Source organism: Flavonifractor sp. HCP28S3_F3 (genome assembly GCF_052065355.1).
Lineage (GTDB): Bacteria > Bacillota > Clostridia > Oscillospirales > Oscillospiraceae > Flavonifractor.
In genome coordinates this window covers 116,432-133,147 of sequence record NZ_JBQHUF010000005.1, presented here as the reverse complement: position 1 = coordinate 133,147, position 16,716 = coordinate 116,432, and the positions used below count along the sequence as shown (strand labels likewise).

At 59.8% G+C, this 16,716-nt stretch carries 13 protein-coding genes; 11 read left to right on the top strand and 2 right to left on the bottom strand.

The window, feature by feature from the left end:
- Positions 1-41: 41 nt before the first annotated feature.
- Positions 42-4,142 carry an S-layer homology domain-containing protein gene (locus ACTNB1_RS06845; protein ID WP_441168512.1) on the bottom strand — a complete coding sequence of 1,367 codons (4,101 nt, stop codon included), beginning with the start codon at positions 4,140-4,142 and terminating at the stop codon, positions 42-44.
- Positions 4,143-4,276: 134 nt separating this feature from the next.
- Entirely contained in the window at positions 4,277-5,239 is a 963-nt protein-coding gene (locus ACTNB1_RS06840; RefSeq protein ID WP_441168511.1) for an alpha/beta hydrolase, read from the bottom strand.
- A gap of 195 nt (positions 5,240-5,434) precedes the next feature.
- Between ACTNB1_RS06840 and ACTNB1_RS06835 the strand changes: the two genes are divergently transcribed.
- From ACTNB1_RS06835 to argF, 11 genes are all read left to right on the top strand, one after another.
- The gene (locus ACTNB1_RS06835) at positions 5,435-6,670 is read left to right on the top strand and encodes a hypothetical protein (RefSeq protein WP_441168510.1); all 1,236 of its coding nucleotides are present in this window, start codon (positions 5,435-5,437) and stop codon (positions 6,668-6,670) included.
- 19 nt (positions 6,671-6,689) lie between these two features.
- Positions 6,690-7,394 (top strand): DUF6320 domain-containing protein, encoded by a 705-nt coding sequence (locus ACTNB1_RS06830; protein ID WP_441168509.1) that lies wholly within the window; start codon positions 6,690-6,692, stop codon positions 7,392-7,394.
- Between the two features lie 98 nt (positions 7,395-7,492).
- The gene (locus ACTNB1_RS06825) at positions 7,493-7,768 is read left to right on the top strand and encodes a hypothetical protein (RefSeq protein WP_441168508.1); all 276 of its coding nucleotides are present in this window, start codon (positions 7,493-7,495) and stop codon (positions 7,766-7,768) included.
- An 83-nt stretch (positions 7,769-7,851) separates the two neighbouring features.
- A complete protein-coding gene (locus ACTNB1_RS06820; RefSeq protein ID WP_441168507.1) occupies positions 7,852-8,634 on the top strand; it encodes a prolipoprotein diacylglyceryl transferase in 783 nt (260 codons plus the stop codon).
- A 141-nt stretch (positions 8,635-8,775) separates the two neighbouring features.
- Positions 8,776-9,996 carry an argininosuccinate synthase gene (locus ACTNB1_RS06815; protein WP_441168506.1) on the top strand — a complete coding sequence of 407 codons (1,221 nt, stop codon included), beginning with the start codon at positions 8,776-8,778 and terminating at the stop codon, positions 9,994-9,996.
- Positions 9,997-10,093: 97 nt separating this feature from the next.
- Positions 10,094-11,476 (top strand): argininosuccinate lyase, encoded by a 1,383-nt coding sequence (argH, locus tag ACTNB1_RS06810; RefSeq protein WP_441168505.1) that lies wholly within the window; start codon positions 10,094-10,096, stop codon positions 11,474-11,476.
- Positions 11,473-12,414, top strand: a complete 942-nt coding sequence (gene argC / locus ACTNB1_RS06805; protein ID WP_441168504.1) for an N-acetyl-gamma-glutamyl-phosphate reductase — start codon at positions 11,473-11,475, stop codon at positions 12,412-12,414. Before argH ends, argC begins: the two co-directional genes overlap by 4 nt.
- 18 nt (positions 12,415-12,432) lie before the next feature.
- Positions 12,433-13,695, top strand: a complete 1,263-nt coding sequence (gene argJ, locus ACTNB1_RS06800) for a bifunctional glutamate N-acetyltransferase/amino-acid acetyltransferase ArgJ (RefSeq protein ID WP_441168503.1) — start codon at positions 12,433-12,435, stop codon at positions 13,693-13,695.
- A gap of 30 nt (positions 13,696-13,725) precedes the next feature.
- Positions 13,726-14,583, top strand: a complete 858-nt coding sequence (argB, locus tag ACTNB1_RS06795) for an acetylglutamate kinase (protein ID WP_441168502.1) — start codon at positions 13,726-13,728, stop codon at positions 14,581-14,583.
- A 13-nt stretch (positions 14,584-14,596) separates the two neighbouring features.
- Entirely contained in the window at positions 14,597-15,775 is a 1,179-nt protein-coding gene (locus ACTNB1_RS06790) for an aspartate aminotransferase family protein (RefSeq protein WP_441168501.1), read from the top strand.
- Between the two features lie 20 nt (positions 15,776-15,795).
- A complete protein-coding gene (gene argF, locus ACTNB1_RS06785; protein ID WP_441168500.1) occupies positions 15,796-16,713 on the top strand; it encodes an ornithine carbamoyltransferase in 918 nt (305 codons plus the stop codon).
- Positions 16,714-16,716: the final 3 nt, after the last annotated feature.

The following is a 16,716-nucleotide window of genomic DNA, read 5'->3' as shown; positions in this document are numbered from 1 at the left end:
TCAGCACCTTCCAAAGCTCTTTTCACTTGGATTTTGGCGGCTTACAGACCAAGCCAATCCTCTGCGCCGTTGGTTTTCTTATACTCGTGGGAGTTGGAGGCCTCCACGATGGGGTAATAGGCCCAATAGGTCTCCGGGACGTCGGGGAAGAGGCGCAGATCATCCGCATGCTGGTCGACAAAGTCCTTGTCGGCCGTGCGGCCCAGCATCCGGTTGGTAAAGACGGCCGCCTCAGCCCGGGTGATCGTGCTGTAGGGACGGAAGGTGCCGTCGGAGTAGCCGGTGATCCAACCGTATTGGATAGAGCCCACCACGTTGTCGTAGAACCAGTCGCCGGGGTGTACGTCGGAGAAGATATTTTCTCCGCTGGTACCCAGATCGGCAAAGCGCATACCCAGAGCGGTGAACTCAGCGCGGGTAATGGTACGCTCAGGCTCGAACAGGTCGCCGCCCACGCCGTTGAGCATGCCCAGAGAGGCCAGCACATTCACCGCTTTGCTGTACCAGGCGTCGGAGGGGACATCGGTAAAGGAAACGGTAACGGTGACATTCTTGTTCAACAGGAGATTGTAGAACAGCTGGGCAGCTTCAGCCCGGGTCATATTGTCGTTGGGACCGAAGGAGCCGGTGTCATATCCGTTCATGTAGGCGTTGTGGTCCGTGGTGTTCAGCCAATCGGAGACGCCGGTCTCGTCGGGCTCCAGGATCTGTTCCTTCGCCTCAAAGACTGCCTGGATGGTGTGGTTGGCGCGGACATTTTTAAAGGTGTAGCTGCTCACGGCCCCCACACTCTCGCCGTCCACCAGCACATCGGCGATCTGGTAATCGGCACCGGGAGTGATCGTGAAGGTCCGGTCTGCGCCCGCGGTCACCTGTACAGAACCGGAGGGGCTGATGGAGCCGCCCTCGCCGGCCTCTGCCTTGATGGTGTAGCGAGTGGTGCCGCCCCCGCCGCCGCCGCTGGAGGTCTTCTCATATACCAGCACGAAGGGGGAGAAGGAAGCGGTCTCGAACTTGAAGTAGCGTGTTCCGTCAACCGTCACAATATCATCCGCGGTCATCTCACGCACGTCGGGGGCGTTATTCTTGAGCGCGGTATCGATGTTGTCATAGTTCCGGTCCAATGCGTCGAAATGGACCATATAACAGGTACTGCCGCTCTTGTAGTTGTCAGGGACCCGCCAATAGACGGCCAGGTCGACACCTTCGTCCACGGTCAGGTAAGCATTGCCGTTTTTGGTGTCCACCAGGTCCAGATAGTTCTGCACATAGGAGTAGCTGCCGTCCGGGATGCTGTCGATCTTCTCGGTTATATAGTCGACCAGTACATTTTCATCCAGCAGGTTGTCCACCAGCAGTTTGACGCCGGTGATGTCGTCCTCGTCCAAGGCAACTTTGCTGCCGTTAACATAGTAGGTGGTATTCGCCGGAACAAGGACCGTGACATCACTGCCGGTGAGACCCTCTTCCTCCGTAATGATGGGAGTGGTGGTGTTCTGATCCGTCAGGCCGCGGACTGAAAGAGTTCCGGTGCCGCTGCCGATGCTGCGGGAGACGGTTTTACCCTTCAGCTCCAGCTGAGCGGTGATCAGGTTCGGATTCAGGGCACCGGAGTAGACAGCCATGGAGTATTCCTTGTGCTGGACACCCAGAGTGGGTTCAAATTTATCGCTGGTAACGATTTCGTTTGTGTCGCGGTCAGTCAGCTGAAGCCGCACGGGATCCTGACCAGTGGGGGACACCAAGCGGTAGATATAGCGCATGGTATCAACGCCTTCAACGTCGCTGCTGTGGGCGTCGGTACCGTAGAGCTCCAGAGTCCAGCTGCGGGTGGTGCCTTTGCCGTCGTCATAGGAGAGCGTGAGGATATCAGACAGATCCATAGCGGTGCTGTGTCCACCCAGCTGTGCGTTCAGATCCTCCGGCAGAGTGACATAGTAGCCGGGCTCAGGCAGACCGTTTTTCGTGTTGCCCACCAGTTCGCCGGAGCCATTCACTACGCCGGTATAGCCCTCGCCGCCGGTGTAGACCGAGATATTCGCGGGAGTGATGGTGATGACGCCCTTGGGATTTTTGATGGTCAATTCGCCGGTCAGGGGAATGTTGTTGGTGTTGGTCCAGCCCAGCGTCTCAAAGTCCGCCTGGGACACAGTCCAAACAAAGGTGTTTTCCGCCTCGGACGCGGAGGAGTATTCAGTGCCGGGCTTCAGCTGCCAGCTGATGGGGAGCGATTCACCTTCCCAGCTTTCGCTTTCGAGGTAAGTCTCTTCTCCGAAAACGCCGATCAGGTAGTCCTCGATCAGGTCTTCCGCGGTCGGATAGGTGGAGAGCATGGCATATTCCTCCGGCTCATGCTCAATAAAGTACTCGTAATCTGAGGCGGCCACATAGGCGAGGTTTTCCACCCGCACCACGTTGACATGGATGTGATAGGTATGATCGTCGGAGGTGTAGATGGGAGTACCGTCGAAGCTGTAGCTGGGACCCCAACTGGAGCTTACGGTTTTGCCCTCTATGTCGATGTAGTAGTACTGGTTGTCGGCCGAAGTTCTGGCCTCATCCAGAGCATCGATCCGCAGGGTATTGATCTGCTCGCCGAATTCAAAGTCTTCGCCGTCATCGTTCCGCGCGCCGGTAGAATCCTGCCAGCGGTACCAGAAGAAGATGTCGCCCGCTTTGTTTCCGGCCAGGTCATGCTGGATGTTTGGAACGATGTCCACAGACTGGTCTTCGGCCAGATTTACAGTAATGGTAGAGCCGTTTGCTACGGTTTCCGTCCAGGAGCTGCTGTTCCGCGGATTGTGCTCCACCGTAAAGGTCACTTCAGGCTCCATCAAATCGCCGCCCGCCAGCGTAACGGTATCGGACGTCACAGTGGAATCGACCGTCAGCTCTTTGCCGTTCATCATCCATACGCTGTCCGTGTAGCCGGGCTTGGGACCTGCTCCGCCGGGGACTTCCGGCAGCGCGTAGCTCTCGTCATAGCTCCAGAGGTCGCCCTGCTTGGTATAGCGAATAGACTGCTTATAGAGCTTCTCCTCTGTACAGTACGGAGTTCCCTCTGCGGTCTCACCGTTGTAGTAGCTGACGGTAAGGGAATAGGTAATGGCATTTTTGTCCGGGGTGTTTCCGCCGGCCTTTTTCATAAAGGTATCGTAGGTGTCTTTGTCTGGCATGACAACAACTCTGGGAGAGGACTGATATTCTGCTGGAGCGCCAGAGTCATAAAATTTGAATGCCTTTTCAGCAAAGCCTGATACGTCGGTTCCCTTTACAATGATCACTTTTATGGGCTGGTAAGATAGTTCGGCGGCACTTCCGCTGCGGGGATAAAAGGCTTCGCTTCCAATAGTAGTTACGCTTGCAGGGATGACCAGTGTCAGGTCCACGTCGGCAAAGGCATTGGCAAATGTGTTCTTGCCGATGGTGACCAGACCGTCCGGCAAAGAGAAGTCGGTAAAATCCGGATCATCCTTGTGTAAGTTGTATTTATCGCTTGTTGTAACAAAGCGCAGGCTGGAACATTCCAAAAAAACGGAACCGGAACTGCCGTCCGCTTTACCCAGTGTGGTCAATGAATCAGGCAGGACCACACCGGTCAGACCAGTACAGCCTCTGAACGCATTTACCTCGATGGTAGTAACTTTGGTGTTTGACAGGTCCAGCACACCGGTGAGGGAAGAGCAGTTTAAGGCAGCCTGATTTTTAATGGTGGTCAGCGCTGTTGCCTCGGAAAAGTCGAGGGAGACTAGCTTGGCATTGGCGGGAAGTAAAAATGAGAAGCTGTTTGTATCAATGGTTGTTACGTTAGAGGGGATCTTGACGGAAAGGTACACGGTAGATTGGTTCTGATTGATTTGGTCAAACCAAGTGCTTGAGATTCCCTTACAAATTCCTCCTGAAATATTCAAACCTTCCGTCGGTACCTCCAGCGGGTTGTCCGCCGAAGTGCCGGGGTCCCCGGCGTCCAGCACAGCGATGCTGGTTTCATCTGTTTCTGCATCACGAGAGGTATACTCCTCTGTGTACGCCGGGAGTGTGGAGACCTCTGCATCTCCGCCGTCTGCGGCAAATGCTGACGTGGGCAGCATGCCGATCAACAGGCAGAGAGACAAAAGTCCCGCCCATATTCTTCGTTTCATTCTTTCACCTTCCTTTAAAATTTGACGCTGTTTATACTTTCCCAAGAGCGCACTTGTCCCATATTGTAACATATTGGGAAATGCTTTTCAATTTTAAAAAGTGCAGATTCGCATTAGTGCGGTTATAGAGAAGGTTATAAAGTCTCCAATAGGAAACGGCCTACGCTCTCCATGGCCTCTCCGGCCTTTTTCATGGGGAACATCTGGAACACATGCCACAGGTCGGTCCACACCTCCAGACGGCAGGGGACGGCGGCCTGAATGAGGCGGTCCCGCAGGCGGATGGAGTCAGACAGCAGGATCTCGTTGGTGCCCGCCTGGATCAGGGTGGGTGGGAAGTCGGTGAAGTCGCCGAATAGGGGAGACAGGCAGGGGTCGGACAGATCCTGGCCTCTGGCGTAGGCATCCCGCACGGCGTAGATATAATTAAGGGTAAGGACCGGGTCAATGGGCTCCCGCTCCTGGTAGGACTTGCCACTGGCGGTCATGTCCGTCCAGGGGGAGAGGAGGATCAGGGCCCGGGGCAGCCGCCGTCCGGCCTTTTTCAGCAGATGGGTGAGCACCAGGGCCAGGTTGCCGCCGGCGGAGTCTCCGGCCACAACCACGTCCCGGGCGCCATAGCCCTGGTACATCAGGTAGTCCCAGGCCCGCATGGCGTCCTCCACAGCGGCGGGGTAGGGGTGCTCGGGGGCCAGCCGGTACTCGAAGCAGAGCACCTGCCAGCCGGTGACGTTGGCAAACTTGGAGGCCAGGATGCGGGAGTAGCCCAGATTGCCGCTGGTGTAGCCGCCCCCGTGACAGTATAGGATGGCGCGGCGGCGGTCGTGGCCCCGGTGGGGGCGCACCCAGGCGCAGGGCATACCCTCCAGCTCAAAAGGCTCCCAGCTCATGCCGGACATGGGAGCCACCAACCGGCCCAGCAGCTCCTGGCCTTTGCGCTGCTTTTCCAGGTCCTCGGGGTCCATAGTCTCCGGTGTGGCGGCGCTGTGGATGGCCCGCAGCGCCCGCAGAAAGGGGTCCAGCCGCTGGTTTTCGGCGGCGGCCTGCTGCTTCTGGCTGTGGCCCCGGAGTTTGATGTGGATCTTGTCCTGGTCCATGGATGGTTCTCCTTCCTGAAAGCTGATATAGAAAAGTATTATACCATAGCATGGGGAAAAAGGGAAGCGGCGGCATAAGCCGCCCCGCTTCCCCTTGTGACGGGGAGGGGAATGTGGTATGCTTATGCCCAAAGGAGGGGATGGGATGCCTGAGAAAAAAGCGGCTCGGAGTGGTATCGTCTGGACAACGCCGGCGTGCTCTATTCTGCGCTGCAAAAGGAGACCTACTCCGCCATCTACCGTTTCTCCGCCGTCATGGACCGGCCGGTGGACCGGCAGGCTCTGCAGCGGGCAGTGGACAAGACCATGCCCCGGTTCCCCACCTTCCGGGTGCGCATCAAAAAGGGGGCCTTCTGGTACTATTTTGAACCTAACGACGCCCCCGGCCCCTTTGTAAAGAATGATATCTCCAACCCCTGCCAGCCGGTACGTTTTCAGGAGGACAACGGCTGGCTGGTGCGGTTTTACTGCTATGAGCGCCGGATCTCGGTGGAGGTATTCCACGCGGTCAGCGACGGCGGAGGCGCCCTGGTGTTTTTCAAGACCCTTCTTGCCGTCTATCTCCGGGAGACGGGCCACGAGATTCCCAATACCTGCGGGATACTGGACGTGGACGCCCCGCCCCGGCGGGAGGAGCTGGAGGACGCCTATGGGAAGTACGCCCGGGGCAAAGGCCGCCGGGCCAAAAACCCAGGTAAGGCGTACCAGAACACCGGCACGCCGGAGCCCTTTTATACCTTTAATGTAACCATGGGCCTTTGCTCGGTGCTCCAGCTGAAGCAGAAGGCGAAAGAATATGGCGTGTCCATCACGGAGTATCTGACAGCGGTGCTGATGAAAGTGATTATAGACAAGCAGCACCGGGAGGCGCCCCGGAAGGAGCTGCCGGTGGCGCTGGCCATCCCCATCAATCTGCGCTCCTGGTTCCCGTCGGAGACCCTGCGCAATTTTATTCTCACCGCCCGGCCGGTCATCGATCCCTCTCTGGGGGAATATACATTTGAAGAGGTACTCAGCCAGGTCCACCACATGCTGCGGCTGAACATCAACCGGCAGAAGATGCAGGCGGAGCTGACAGGGAATGTGCGCTTCACCAAAAACCGCCTGCTCCAGATCGTGCCCATCGTACTGAAGAATCCGGTGATGGCACTGGGCTACCGCGTGGCCGGCGTGCGGCCGTATTCGGGGACCTATACCAATCCCGGGGCCTTCACGGTGCCGCCGGAGATGGAGCCCCATATCCAGCGCATGGAGGTCATTCTGGGTCAGGCCACCAATCCCAGGGTCCACTGTGCCTCCATCAGCTACGGTGACATTATGGAGATCACCTTTGCGGGCACCTTGCAGGAGAGTGAAACCGAGCGGGATTTCTTCCGCTTCCTGGTCCGGGACGGTATTGCCGTCAAGGTGGAAAGCAACCGGACCCAATGAGAAAAAAGGGGACGTTTTTATGCCATATTGTGTCCATTGCGGGGTGGAATTAGACGCCACGGCAACCTTCTGCCCCCTCTGTCATACGCCGGTGCTGGACCCGGCCCAGCCGCCGGACACCGTTTCGCCCAAGCCCTTCCCCACTCAGCGGGGGGAGGTGGCGCCAGTGGCGAAGCAGGAACTGGCCCTGCTGGTCACCGCCATGCTGGCCAGTGTGGCGGTATGCTGCGGTATCCTCAATCTGTTCCTGAAGCCGGACCGGGGCTGGTCCCTCTATGTGATCGGCGCGGCAGCCATGCTGTGGCTGTGGTTGGTACCGCCGCTGCTGGCCCGGGGGATGCACCTGCTGCTGCGGCTGCTGGTGGACGTAGCGGCGGTGGGCCTGTATGTCTATCTCATCTCGGTGGATCTGAACGGAAAGGCCTGGTTCTGGGGCCTGGCCGCCCCCATCATCCTGTGGGGCGGCGCTATCCTGCTGCTGCTGGGCCTGGTGCTGCGGGTATACCGGCGGTCGGCGATCACGACGCTTACCATTCTTATCGGCAGCGTGGGCGTGTTCCTCTTCGGCGTGGAGTACCTCATCGACCTGTGGCTGTACAGAGCCTGGGATCCCTCCTGGTCCCTGGTGGTGCTCACCATCTGCGTAGGCCTGGTGATCCCCCTGATCATCGTCAGGCGGGTGCCCTCCCTGCGGGAGGAGGCCCGGAAGCGCTTCCATATGTAGGGCTTGCTTGACTGTGGTCGGGAACTGTCGTATAATACGAACTACGAAACGACGGTAAGTCAGATCGTACAGCAAGAAAGCAGAAGGGAGCTGTGACTATGGTGGAGGAAAAAGGGAAAAACCTGGCGCTTGCCAGTATGATCCTGGGTATCGTTGGGTTGGTATTTACCTTCCTCATCAATACGCTGCTGGGCCTGATCCTGGGTATTGTGGGCCTGGTGCTGGCCAGTAAGTCCAAGCAGTTGGGCTTTACGGGCGGGATGCGTACTGCCGGATTCGTGACGAGCCTGATCTCAGTGATTCTGGGCGCTGTGCTGTTTGTGCTGGCCGCGGTGGCCTGCGTTGCTGCCATCGGCATCATGAGCATGGCCTGATAAGTGAAAAGAGAGAGCGCCGCGGCGGCCCGGTGGGGCGCGCTGCGGCGCTTTTGTATCTTTGGCAGAAAGGAGGGGCGAAAATGCTGCCCTATGTGACCATCCTGGGATATTCCGTGCCCGCCTATGGACTTATGGCCGTGCTGGGTTTTCTGGCGGGCCTGGCCCTGGTGCTGCTGGGCAGCCGCCGCTTTGGCCTGAGCCGAGAGGACGGCGTTTATCTCTATGTATTTTCCTGCCTGGGCGGCCTGCTGGGCGCCAAACTCCTCTACCTGCTGCCGGAGCTGCCCCAGGTGGCGGCGGATCTGCCCATGCTGTGGAAAGGGGAGGGGGAACGGTTCGCTCAGACCTATCTGACCGGCGGTATGGTGTACTACGGCGGCTTCGCAGGTGCTGTCGCGGCAGCCTGTCTCACCGCCCGCGGGTTTGCCTTAAAATTGAGTGACTTTTTCCCGGTTCTGATTCCGGCGATTCCGCTGCTCCACGCCTTCGGGCGGGTGGGCTGTTTCTGCGCCGGGTGCTGCTACGGCGTGGAGGCGCCGGAACCCTGGGGGATCGCCTTTACCCACGCCATAGCCGGACCCAACGGAGTGCCCCTGCTGCCGGTTCAGCTGTGGGAATGCGGGGCGGAGCTGGTCATTTTCTCCTTTTTATTATGGTATGCCAGGCGAACCACGGACCACCGCCTGCTGCTGCCCGCTTATCTGTTTACCTACGCACCGGTCCGCTTTCTGCTGGAGTTTTTCCGGGGAGATCCGGTCCGGGGCCTCTATGGACCCCTGTCCGCCTCCCAGTGGTTCAGCCTGGCGGCCCTGGCGGCCGCCGGACTGTGGATGTTCCGGCGGAGAAACCATGAATATGCATAATTAGGCGGATATTATGCATATTATCGGAAATATGCACCAGAGATATGGGGGGCAATTCGTATATTTATGCGAATTGCCCCTTGCATTTGCCGGAGCGCTGTGCTACACTATCTCCAACAAGAACAAACGGAGGTTTTCACCATGGCTGACATTAAAAAAGTAGTACTCGCCTATTCCGGCGGTCTGGATACGTCCATCATCATCCCCTGGCTGAAGGAGAACTACGGCAACCCTGAGATCATCGCCGTCTCCGGCAACGTGGGTCAGGCCGACGAGCTGGAGGGCCTGGAGGAGAAGGCCATCAAGACCGGCGCTTCCAAGCTGTACGTAGAGGATCTGGTGGACGAGATGGTGGACGACGTCATCATCCCCTCCATGCAGATGGGCGCCAAGTATGAGGACTATCTGCTGGGCACCGCCTTTGCCCGGCCCATCATCGCCAAGCGGCTGGTGGAGATCGCCAAGGCCGAGGGTGCCGACGCCATCTGCCACGGCTGCACCGGCAAGGGCAACGACCAGATCCGGTTCGAGCTGGCCATCAAGCGGTTCGCTCCCGAGATGAAGATCATCGCTCCCTGGCGTGAGTGGGACATCAAGAGCCGGGACGAGGAGATCGACTACGCCGAGGCCCACAACGTGCCTCTGAAGATCTCCCGGGAGACCAACTACTCCAAGGACAAGAACCTGTGGCACCTGAGCCACGAGGGCCTGGACCTGGAGGATCCCGCCAGCGAGCCTCAGTACGACAAGCCCGGCTTCCTGGAGATGGGCGTGTCTCCCGCCATGGCTCCCGACGAGCCCACCTATGTGACCATCGACTTTGAGAAGGGCTGGCCCGTGGCTGTGGACGGCGAGAAGATGAAGGCTTCCGACATCATCCGCAAGCTCAACGACCTGGGCGGCAAGAACGGCATCGGTCTGCTGGACATCGTGGAGAACCGGATGACCGGCATGAAGGACCGTGGCGTGTATGAGACTCCCGGCGGCACCATCCTGTACCGGGCTCACGAGGTGCTGGAGATGATCACCATCGACAAGGACACCGCCCACATGAAGAGCAAGCTGGCTGTGGACTTCGCCGATCTGGTGTACAACGGCAAGTGGTTCACCCCCGTGCGGGAGGCCCTCACCGCCTTCGCCACCGAGACCCAGAAGCATGTCACCGGCACCGTGAAGCTGAAGCTCTACAAGGGCAACATCATCACCTCCGGCGTCACCTCTCCCGACACCCTCTACTCCGAGGACATCGTCACCTTCCAGGAGAGCGACTACAACCAGAACGACGCCACCGGCTTCATCAACCTGTGGGGCCTGCCGGACACCGTGCTGGCGCTCCGGGATCAGGGCAAGCTGAACAAGTAAGAATCTGATATTTTCTGCGGGCGGCCGCAGGCTGACCCTACCATCACCGTAGGGACGACCTGCGGTCGCCCGCAATCCAAATAGGGAGCGATTGATTATGAAACTTTGGGCCGGACGGTTCCAGAAAGAGACCGATACCCTGGTGAACGATTTTAACTCCTCCATCACCTTTGACGCCCGGATGTATAAAGAGGACATCACCGGTTCCATGGCCCATGCCGCCATGCTGGGCAAGCAGGGTATCATTGAGGAGCATGAGGCGGAGAAGATCATCGAGGGTCTGAAGGTGATCCTGGCTGATATCGAGGCCGGACAGGTGGAGTTCTCCATGGAGAACGAGGACATCCACATGAACATCGAGACCATGCTGACCCAGCGCATCGGCGACACGGGCAAGCGGCTCCACACCGCCCGCAGCCGGAACGACCAGGTGGCAGTGGATTTCCGGCTCTATGTGAAGCAGGAGATCCCCAAGATCATCAACATGGTACTGGACCTGGAAAAGGTCCTCATTAAGAAGGCCAAGGCCAATCTGGAGACCGTCATGCCGGGCTATACCCACATGCAGCGGGCTCAGCCCACCACCTTCGCCCACTACATGATGGCTTACGCCAACATGCTCCGCCGGGATGTGACCCGGCTGGAGGACTGCCTGGAGCGTATGGACGAGTGCCCTCTGGGTGCCGGTGCCCTGGCCACCTCTACCTATCCGGTGGACCGGTTCCAGACCGCCGCCGCCCTGGGCTTCAAGAAGCCCACCGACAACTCTATGGATTCCGTGTCCGACCGGGACTTCGCCATTGAGTTTCTGTCCGCCTGCTCCATCCTGATGATGCACCTGTCCCGGTTCTCCGAGGAGATCATCCTCTGGTGCTCCTGGGAATTCAAGTATGTGGAGCTGGACGACGCCTACTCCACCGGCTCCTCCATCATGCCCCAGAAGAAGAACCCCGACGTGGCCGAGCTGGTCCGGGGCAAGACCGGCCGGGTGTACGGCTCCCTCGTGACCCTACTTACCGTAATGAAAGCCCTGCCCCTGGCCTACAACAAGGATATGCAGGAGGATAAGGAGTGCGTCTTTGACGCCATCGACACCGTGGAGATGTGCCTGCCTGTGTTCTCCGCCATGCTGGACACCCTCACCGTCCTGCCCAACAACATGAGAAAGGCGGCCTCCGGCGGCTTCATCAACGCCACCGACTGCGCCGACTACCTGACCAAGAAGGGCATGCCCTTCCGGGAGGCCTATATGATCGTGGGCCGGCTGGTGAACATGTGCATCAAGACAGGGGAGACCCTGGATACCCTGCCTCTGAAGGACTTCCGTTCCATCTCCAACCTGTTTGACGCCGACGTGTACCAGGCCCTGGAGCTGAAGACCTGCGTCAACGGCCGTAAGGTTTACGGCGGCCCCGCCAAGGAGGCGGTGGAGCAGCAGATCGCCAACATCCAGGCCTTTGTGGAGGCCCGTGAGCAATGAGCAAGCCCAAGGTATTTATCGACGGTCAGGAGGGAACCACCGGTCTCCAGATCCATGACCGGCTCTCCGGCCGGGACGATATCGAATTGCTGACCATAGACACTGACAAGCGGAAAGACTTGACAGAGAGAAGAAAGCTGATCAACGCCGCCGACCTGGTGTTCCTCTGTCTGCCCGACGCCGCGGCAGTGGAGGCGGTAAGCCTCATCGAGAATTCCCATACCCGGGTGATCGACGCATCCACCGCCCACCGCACCGCTCCTGGCTGGGTATACGGCTTCCCGGAGCTGTATAAGAAACCGGAGGAAACCATTGGGAAAGCACGGTTTGTAGCCAATCCCGGCTGCCACGCCACCGGATTCCTCTCCTCAGTGGCCCCTCTGGTGTCCATGCGTATCCTGCCCAAGGACTACCCTCTGACCTGCTGCTCCCTCACCGGCTACTCCGGAGGCGGCAAGAAGATGATCGCCCAGTATGAGAGCGGGGATAAGGCGGAAGAGCTTTACAGCCCGAGAGTGTACGGAACCACCCTGAAGCACAAGCATCTGCCCGAAATGCAGAAGATCTCCGGCCTGGATAACCCGCCGGTGTTCACTCCGGTGGTGGACGACTACTACAAGGGTATGGCCACCACCATCTATCTCCATAACCGCTACCTGGTGGGCCAGCCCACGGCCCGGGAGCTGAGCCTGATCCTGATGGCCTACTACGCCGGGCAGCCCCTGGTGTCGGTGGCGCCCTATACGGAGGAGCCCGCTTATCTGGCGGCCAATGCCCTGGCGGGCACCGACAAGCTGGAGCTCACCGTCAGCGGCCATGAGGGCCAGAGCATCGTCACCGCCCGGTTCGACAACCTGGGCAAAGGCGCCTCCGGCGCGGCGGTGCAGAACATGAACCTGATGCTGGGCTTTGAAATGACCGCCGGCCTGGCGCTGTAAGGAAAAGGAGTGTGCGATATGAAACAGATCCCCGGCGGCGTGACCGCCCCCAAAGGTTTTACCGCCTCCGGCGTCCACTGCGGCGTGAAGAAAGGCAAGGGGGACGGCAATCAGCCCCCCATGAGCAAAATGCCCGAGGTGCTGGAGGATAAGAAGGACCTGGCCCTCATCGTGTCCGAGCAGCCCTGTGTGGCGGCGGCGGTGTACACCATGAACCGGGTGAAGGCTGCCCCTCTGTATGTCACCATGGACCATCTGGAGAACAGCGAGGCCCAGGCCATCGTAGCCAACTCCGGCAACGCCAACGCCTGCGCCCCCAACAGCCATGAGCATGCCGAGGAGATGTGCGTCCTGGCGGCTCAGGCCACCGGCCTGAAGGCCTCCGACTTTGTGGTGGCCTCCACCGGCGTCATCGGTCAGGAGCTGAACATCGACGCCATCGCCAAGGGTATGCCCGCGGCAGCCGCCGCCCTGTCCAAAAACGGCTCCGACGACGCGGCCAACGCCATTATGACTACCGATACCGTGAAGAAGGAGCTGTCGGTGACCTGCTCCATCGGCGGCAAGACCGTGACCATCGGCGCCATTGCCAAGGGCTCCGGCATGATCCACCCCAATATGGGCACCATGCTGTGCTTTGTCACCACCGACTGCGCCATCACCCATGAGATGCTCACCGACGCCCTCCATGAGATCGTGCCCCGTACCTTCAACCGGGTGACCATCGACGGCGACACCTCCACCAACGACATGTGCGTGGTGCTGGCCAACTCCATGGCGGGCAACGAGCTCATTGAGTGGAAGGACGATAACTATACCGTCTTTTATAAGACTCTCTATTACGTGTTTGAGCAGCTGGCCCGCAGCATCGCCGCCGACGGCGAGGGCGCCAGCAAGCTCATTACCTGCACTGTGAAGGATGCCCGCAGCGAGGAGACCGCCGAGCGCCTGGCCAAGGCGGTGGTAGGCTCCTCTCTGGTGAAGGCCGCCATGTTCGGCTCCGACGCCAACTGGGGTCGGGTGCTGTGCGCCATGGGCTACTCCAAGGCCCCCTTCCGTCCCGAGTATGTGGACGTGAAATTCGCGTCGGCGGTGGGTGAGATCCTAGTGTGTCACCAGGGCTCCGGCGTGGACTTTGACGAGGAGTCCGCCAAGAGCATCCTGTCCCAGGACGAGGTCATCATCCAGGTGGATCTCCACGAGGGCGAGCATGAGGCCACCTGCTGGGGCTGCGACCTGACTTACGACTATGTCAAGATCAACGGCGACTACCGCACCTGAGCGGGTGCGGTGAGAACGGAGGCGAAAACCATGTCAGATTCTCCCGTGGAGCAGCGGGCCAAGGTGCTGGCCGAAGCCCTGCCCTACATTCAGAAGTATAACGGCAAGACCGTAGTGGTCAAATACGGCGGCAACGCCATGATCTCCGACGCCCTGCGTCAGGCGGTCATTTCCGACATCATCCTGCTCCATCTGGTGGGGATCCGGGTGGTGGTGGTCCACGGCGGCGGGCCGGAGATCACCGAAATGCTGAACAAGATCGGTAAGGAGTCCAAATTCGTGGACGGCCTGCGCTACACCGACCAGGAGACCATGGATATCGTCCAGCAGGTACTGTGCGGCAAGGTGAACAAGAACCTGGTTGCCACCCTGAACAATCTGGGCGGCAAAGCCGTGGGCCTGTGCGGCATGGACGCCGGCCTGTTCCAGGCCAAAAAGCTGGACGAAAAGTACGGCCTGGTGGGTGAGATCATCGCCGTGGACCCCAAGTCGGTGGAGGACTGCCTGGAAAACGGCTATATCCCGGTGGTGTCCACCGTAGCCCAGGGAGTGGACGGAGAGATGGCGTACAACATCAACGCCGACACCGCCGCCGCCAGGCTGTCTATGGCCCTGAAGGCGGAAAAGCTGATCCTGCTCACCGACGTGCGGGGGCTGATGATGGACCCCAAGAACGAGAATACCCTGCTGCCGGTGGTACGCCTGTCCCAGGTGCCCGGTCTGGTGAAGGACGGAGTCATCAAGGGCGGCATGATCCCCAAGGTGGACTGCTGCGTGGAGGCGGTGCGCTCCGGCGTACAGAATGCGGTCATCCTGGACGGCCGCATCCAGCACTCCATCCTCATCGAGCTGCTCAGCGACGAGGGCATCGGTACCATGCTGCTGTAAGGAGGGACGGTACGTGAACCATGAAGAACTGGTAGCTCTGGACCACCAGTATACCATGCAGACCTACGGCCGCTTCGACGTGGACATCGACCACGGCAAGGGCGCCACCCTGTACGATTTGGCAGGGAAGGAGTATATCGACTTCACCTCCGGCATCGGGGTGAACTCCATCGGCTACGGCAACGAGAAGTGGGTGGAGGCCATTACCGAGCAGGCGAAGAAGCTGGGCCACATCTCCAACCTGTTCTACTCCCAGCCTTATGCCAAGCTGGCTGAGACTTTGTGTCAGCGCACCGGCATGGCGGCGGCCTTCTTCGGCAATTCCGGTGCCGAGGCCAATGAGGGCGTCATCAAGATGGCCCGCAAGTATTCCTTTGACAAGTACGGCAAGGGGAGAGGCACCATTATCACCCTGAAGAACTCCTTCCACGGCCGGACCATCACCACCCTGACCGCCACCGGTCAGGAGGTGTTCCATAACTATTTCTTCCCCTTCACCGACGGCTTCCGGTACGCCGAGGCGGGCAGTATAGACGCCGTCCAGGAGGTGGCGGGCCACGATGTGTGCGCCGTCATGCTGGAGCTGGTCCAGGGTGAAGGCGGCGTCTATCCCATGGACCCGGAGTACGTCCACGACCTGGCGGTGCTGTGTGCCGAGCGGGACTGGCTGCTGCTGGTGGACGAGGTACAGACCGGCGTGGGCCGTACCGGCACCCTGTTTGCATTCCAGCAGTATGGCATCATTCCCGACGGCGTCTCCTTCGCCAAGGGCATCGCCGGCGGCCTGCCTATGGGCGGCTTTTTGGTGAATGAGCGGTGCCGGAACGTGATGGGCCCCGGTACCCACGCCACCACCTTCGGCGGCAACCCCATCTGTGCCGCCGCCGCCCAGGTGGTGCTGGATACCCTGGACGAGGACGCCCTGGCCGCTGTGACGGAAAAGGGCAAGTACATCCGGGCCCGGATCGAGCGTATGGGCCTGACCAGCCTGGGGGAGACCCGGGGCCTGGGCCTGATGATCGGCGTAGAGGTACGGGGGGAGGAGAGCAACAAGGTGCTGGCCTCCCGACTGATCCAGCACGGGCTGCTGATACTGACCGCGGGCTCTGCACTGCGGCTGCTGCCTCCGCTGACCATCACCATGGCCGAGATCGACAAGGGCCTGGCGATCATGGAAGAAATTTTAGCTTAATCTGATATGAGGTGAATGAAATGAAAAAAGACCTGCTGAAGCTGTTGGACCTGACCACCGCTGATATCGTGAAGATTCTGGATACCGCTGACCAGATGAAATATAATCAGAAGCACGGCCTGACCCACCACTATCTGGAGGGCAAGACCCTGGCTATGATTTTTGAGAAGAACTCCACCCGTACCCGCGTCTCCTTCGAGACCGGCATGTTCCAGCTGGGCGGCCACGCTCTGTTCCTCTCCGGTAAGGAGAGCCAGATCGGCCGCGGTGAGCCCATCGAGGACACCGCCCGGGTGCTCAGCCGCTACTGCGACGGCATCATGATCCGCACCTTCGGTCAGGACGAGGTGGAGACCCTGGCCAAGTACGCCTCCATCCCCGTTATCAACGGCCTCACCGACTTCTGCCACCCCTGCCAGGTGCTGGCCGACCTGATGACCATCCGGGAGCACAAGTCCCGCCTGGAGGGCCTGAAGATGTGCTACATCGGCGACGGCAACAACATGACCAACTCCCTCATCGTGGGCGGCCTGAAGGTGGGCATGTCCGTGTCCGTGGCCTGCCCCGAGGGCTATGATCCCGATCCCAAGGTGCTGGAGTTTGCCAAGAGCTACGGCGACAAGTTCACTCTCTGCCGCGACCCCAAGGAGGCCGCCGTGGGCGCCGACGCCATGTTCACCGACGTGTGGGCTTCCATGGGCCAGGAGGGCGAGGCTCAGAAGCGCCGGGCCGTGTTCGAGGGCATTTATCAGATCAACAGCGAGCTGATGGCTCTCACCAACGACGGCTGCATGGTGCAGCATTGCCTGCCCGCCCACCGGGGCGAGGAGATCACCGCCGACGTGTTCGAGGCCCATGCCGGTGAGATCTTTGACGAGGCGGAGAACCGCCTCCACGCCCAGAAGGCCGTCATGTATCTGCTGATGGGCGAGCAGTAATCC

Bases quoted from the DNA above. Each gene is read 5' to 3' on its own strand.
- argF (WP_441168500.1), top strand. From the start codon at position 15,796: ATGAAAAAAGACCTGCTGAAGCTGTTGGACCTGACCACCGCTGATATC.
- ACTNB1_RS06830 (WP_441168509.1), top strand. From the start codon at position 6,690: ATGCCATATTGTGTCCATTGCGGGGTGGAATTAGACGCCACGGCAACC.
- ACTNB1_RS06845 (WP_441168512.1), bottom strand. From the start codon at position 4,142: ATGAAACGAAGAATATGGGCGGGACTTTTGTCTCTCTGCCTGTTGATC.
- argB (WP_441168502.1), top strand. From the start codon at position 13,726: ATGTCAGATTCTCCCGTGGAGCAGCGGGCCAAGGTGCTGGCCGAAGCC.
- ACTNB1_RS06815 (WP_441168506.1), top strand. From the start codon at position 8,776: ATGGCTGACATTAAAAAAGTAGTACTCGCCTATTCCGGCGGTCTGGAT.
- argH (WP_441168505.1), top strand. From the start codon at position 10,094: ATGAAACTTTGGGCCGGACGGTTCCAGAAAGAGACCGATACCCTGGTG.
- argJ (WP_441168503.1), top strand. From the start codon at position 12,433: ATGAAACAGATCCCCGGCGGCGTGACCGCCCCCAAAGGTTTTACCGCC.
- ACTNB1_RS06820 (WP_441168507.1), top strand. From the start codon at position 7,852: ATGCTGCCCTATGTGACCATCCTGGGATATTCCGTGCCCGCCTATGGA.
- argC (WP_441168504.1), top strand. From the start codon at position 11,473: ATGAGCAAGCCCAAGGTATTTATCGACGGTCAGGAGGGAACCACCGGT.
- ACTNB1_RS06840 (WP_441168511.1), bottom strand. From the start codon at position 5,239: ATGGACCAGGACAAGATCCACATCAAACTCCGGGGCCACAGCCAGAAG.
- ACTNB1_RS06825 (WP_441168508.1), top strand. From the start codon at position 7,493: ATGGTGGAGGAAAAAGGGAAAAACCTGGCGCTTGCCAGTATGATCCTG.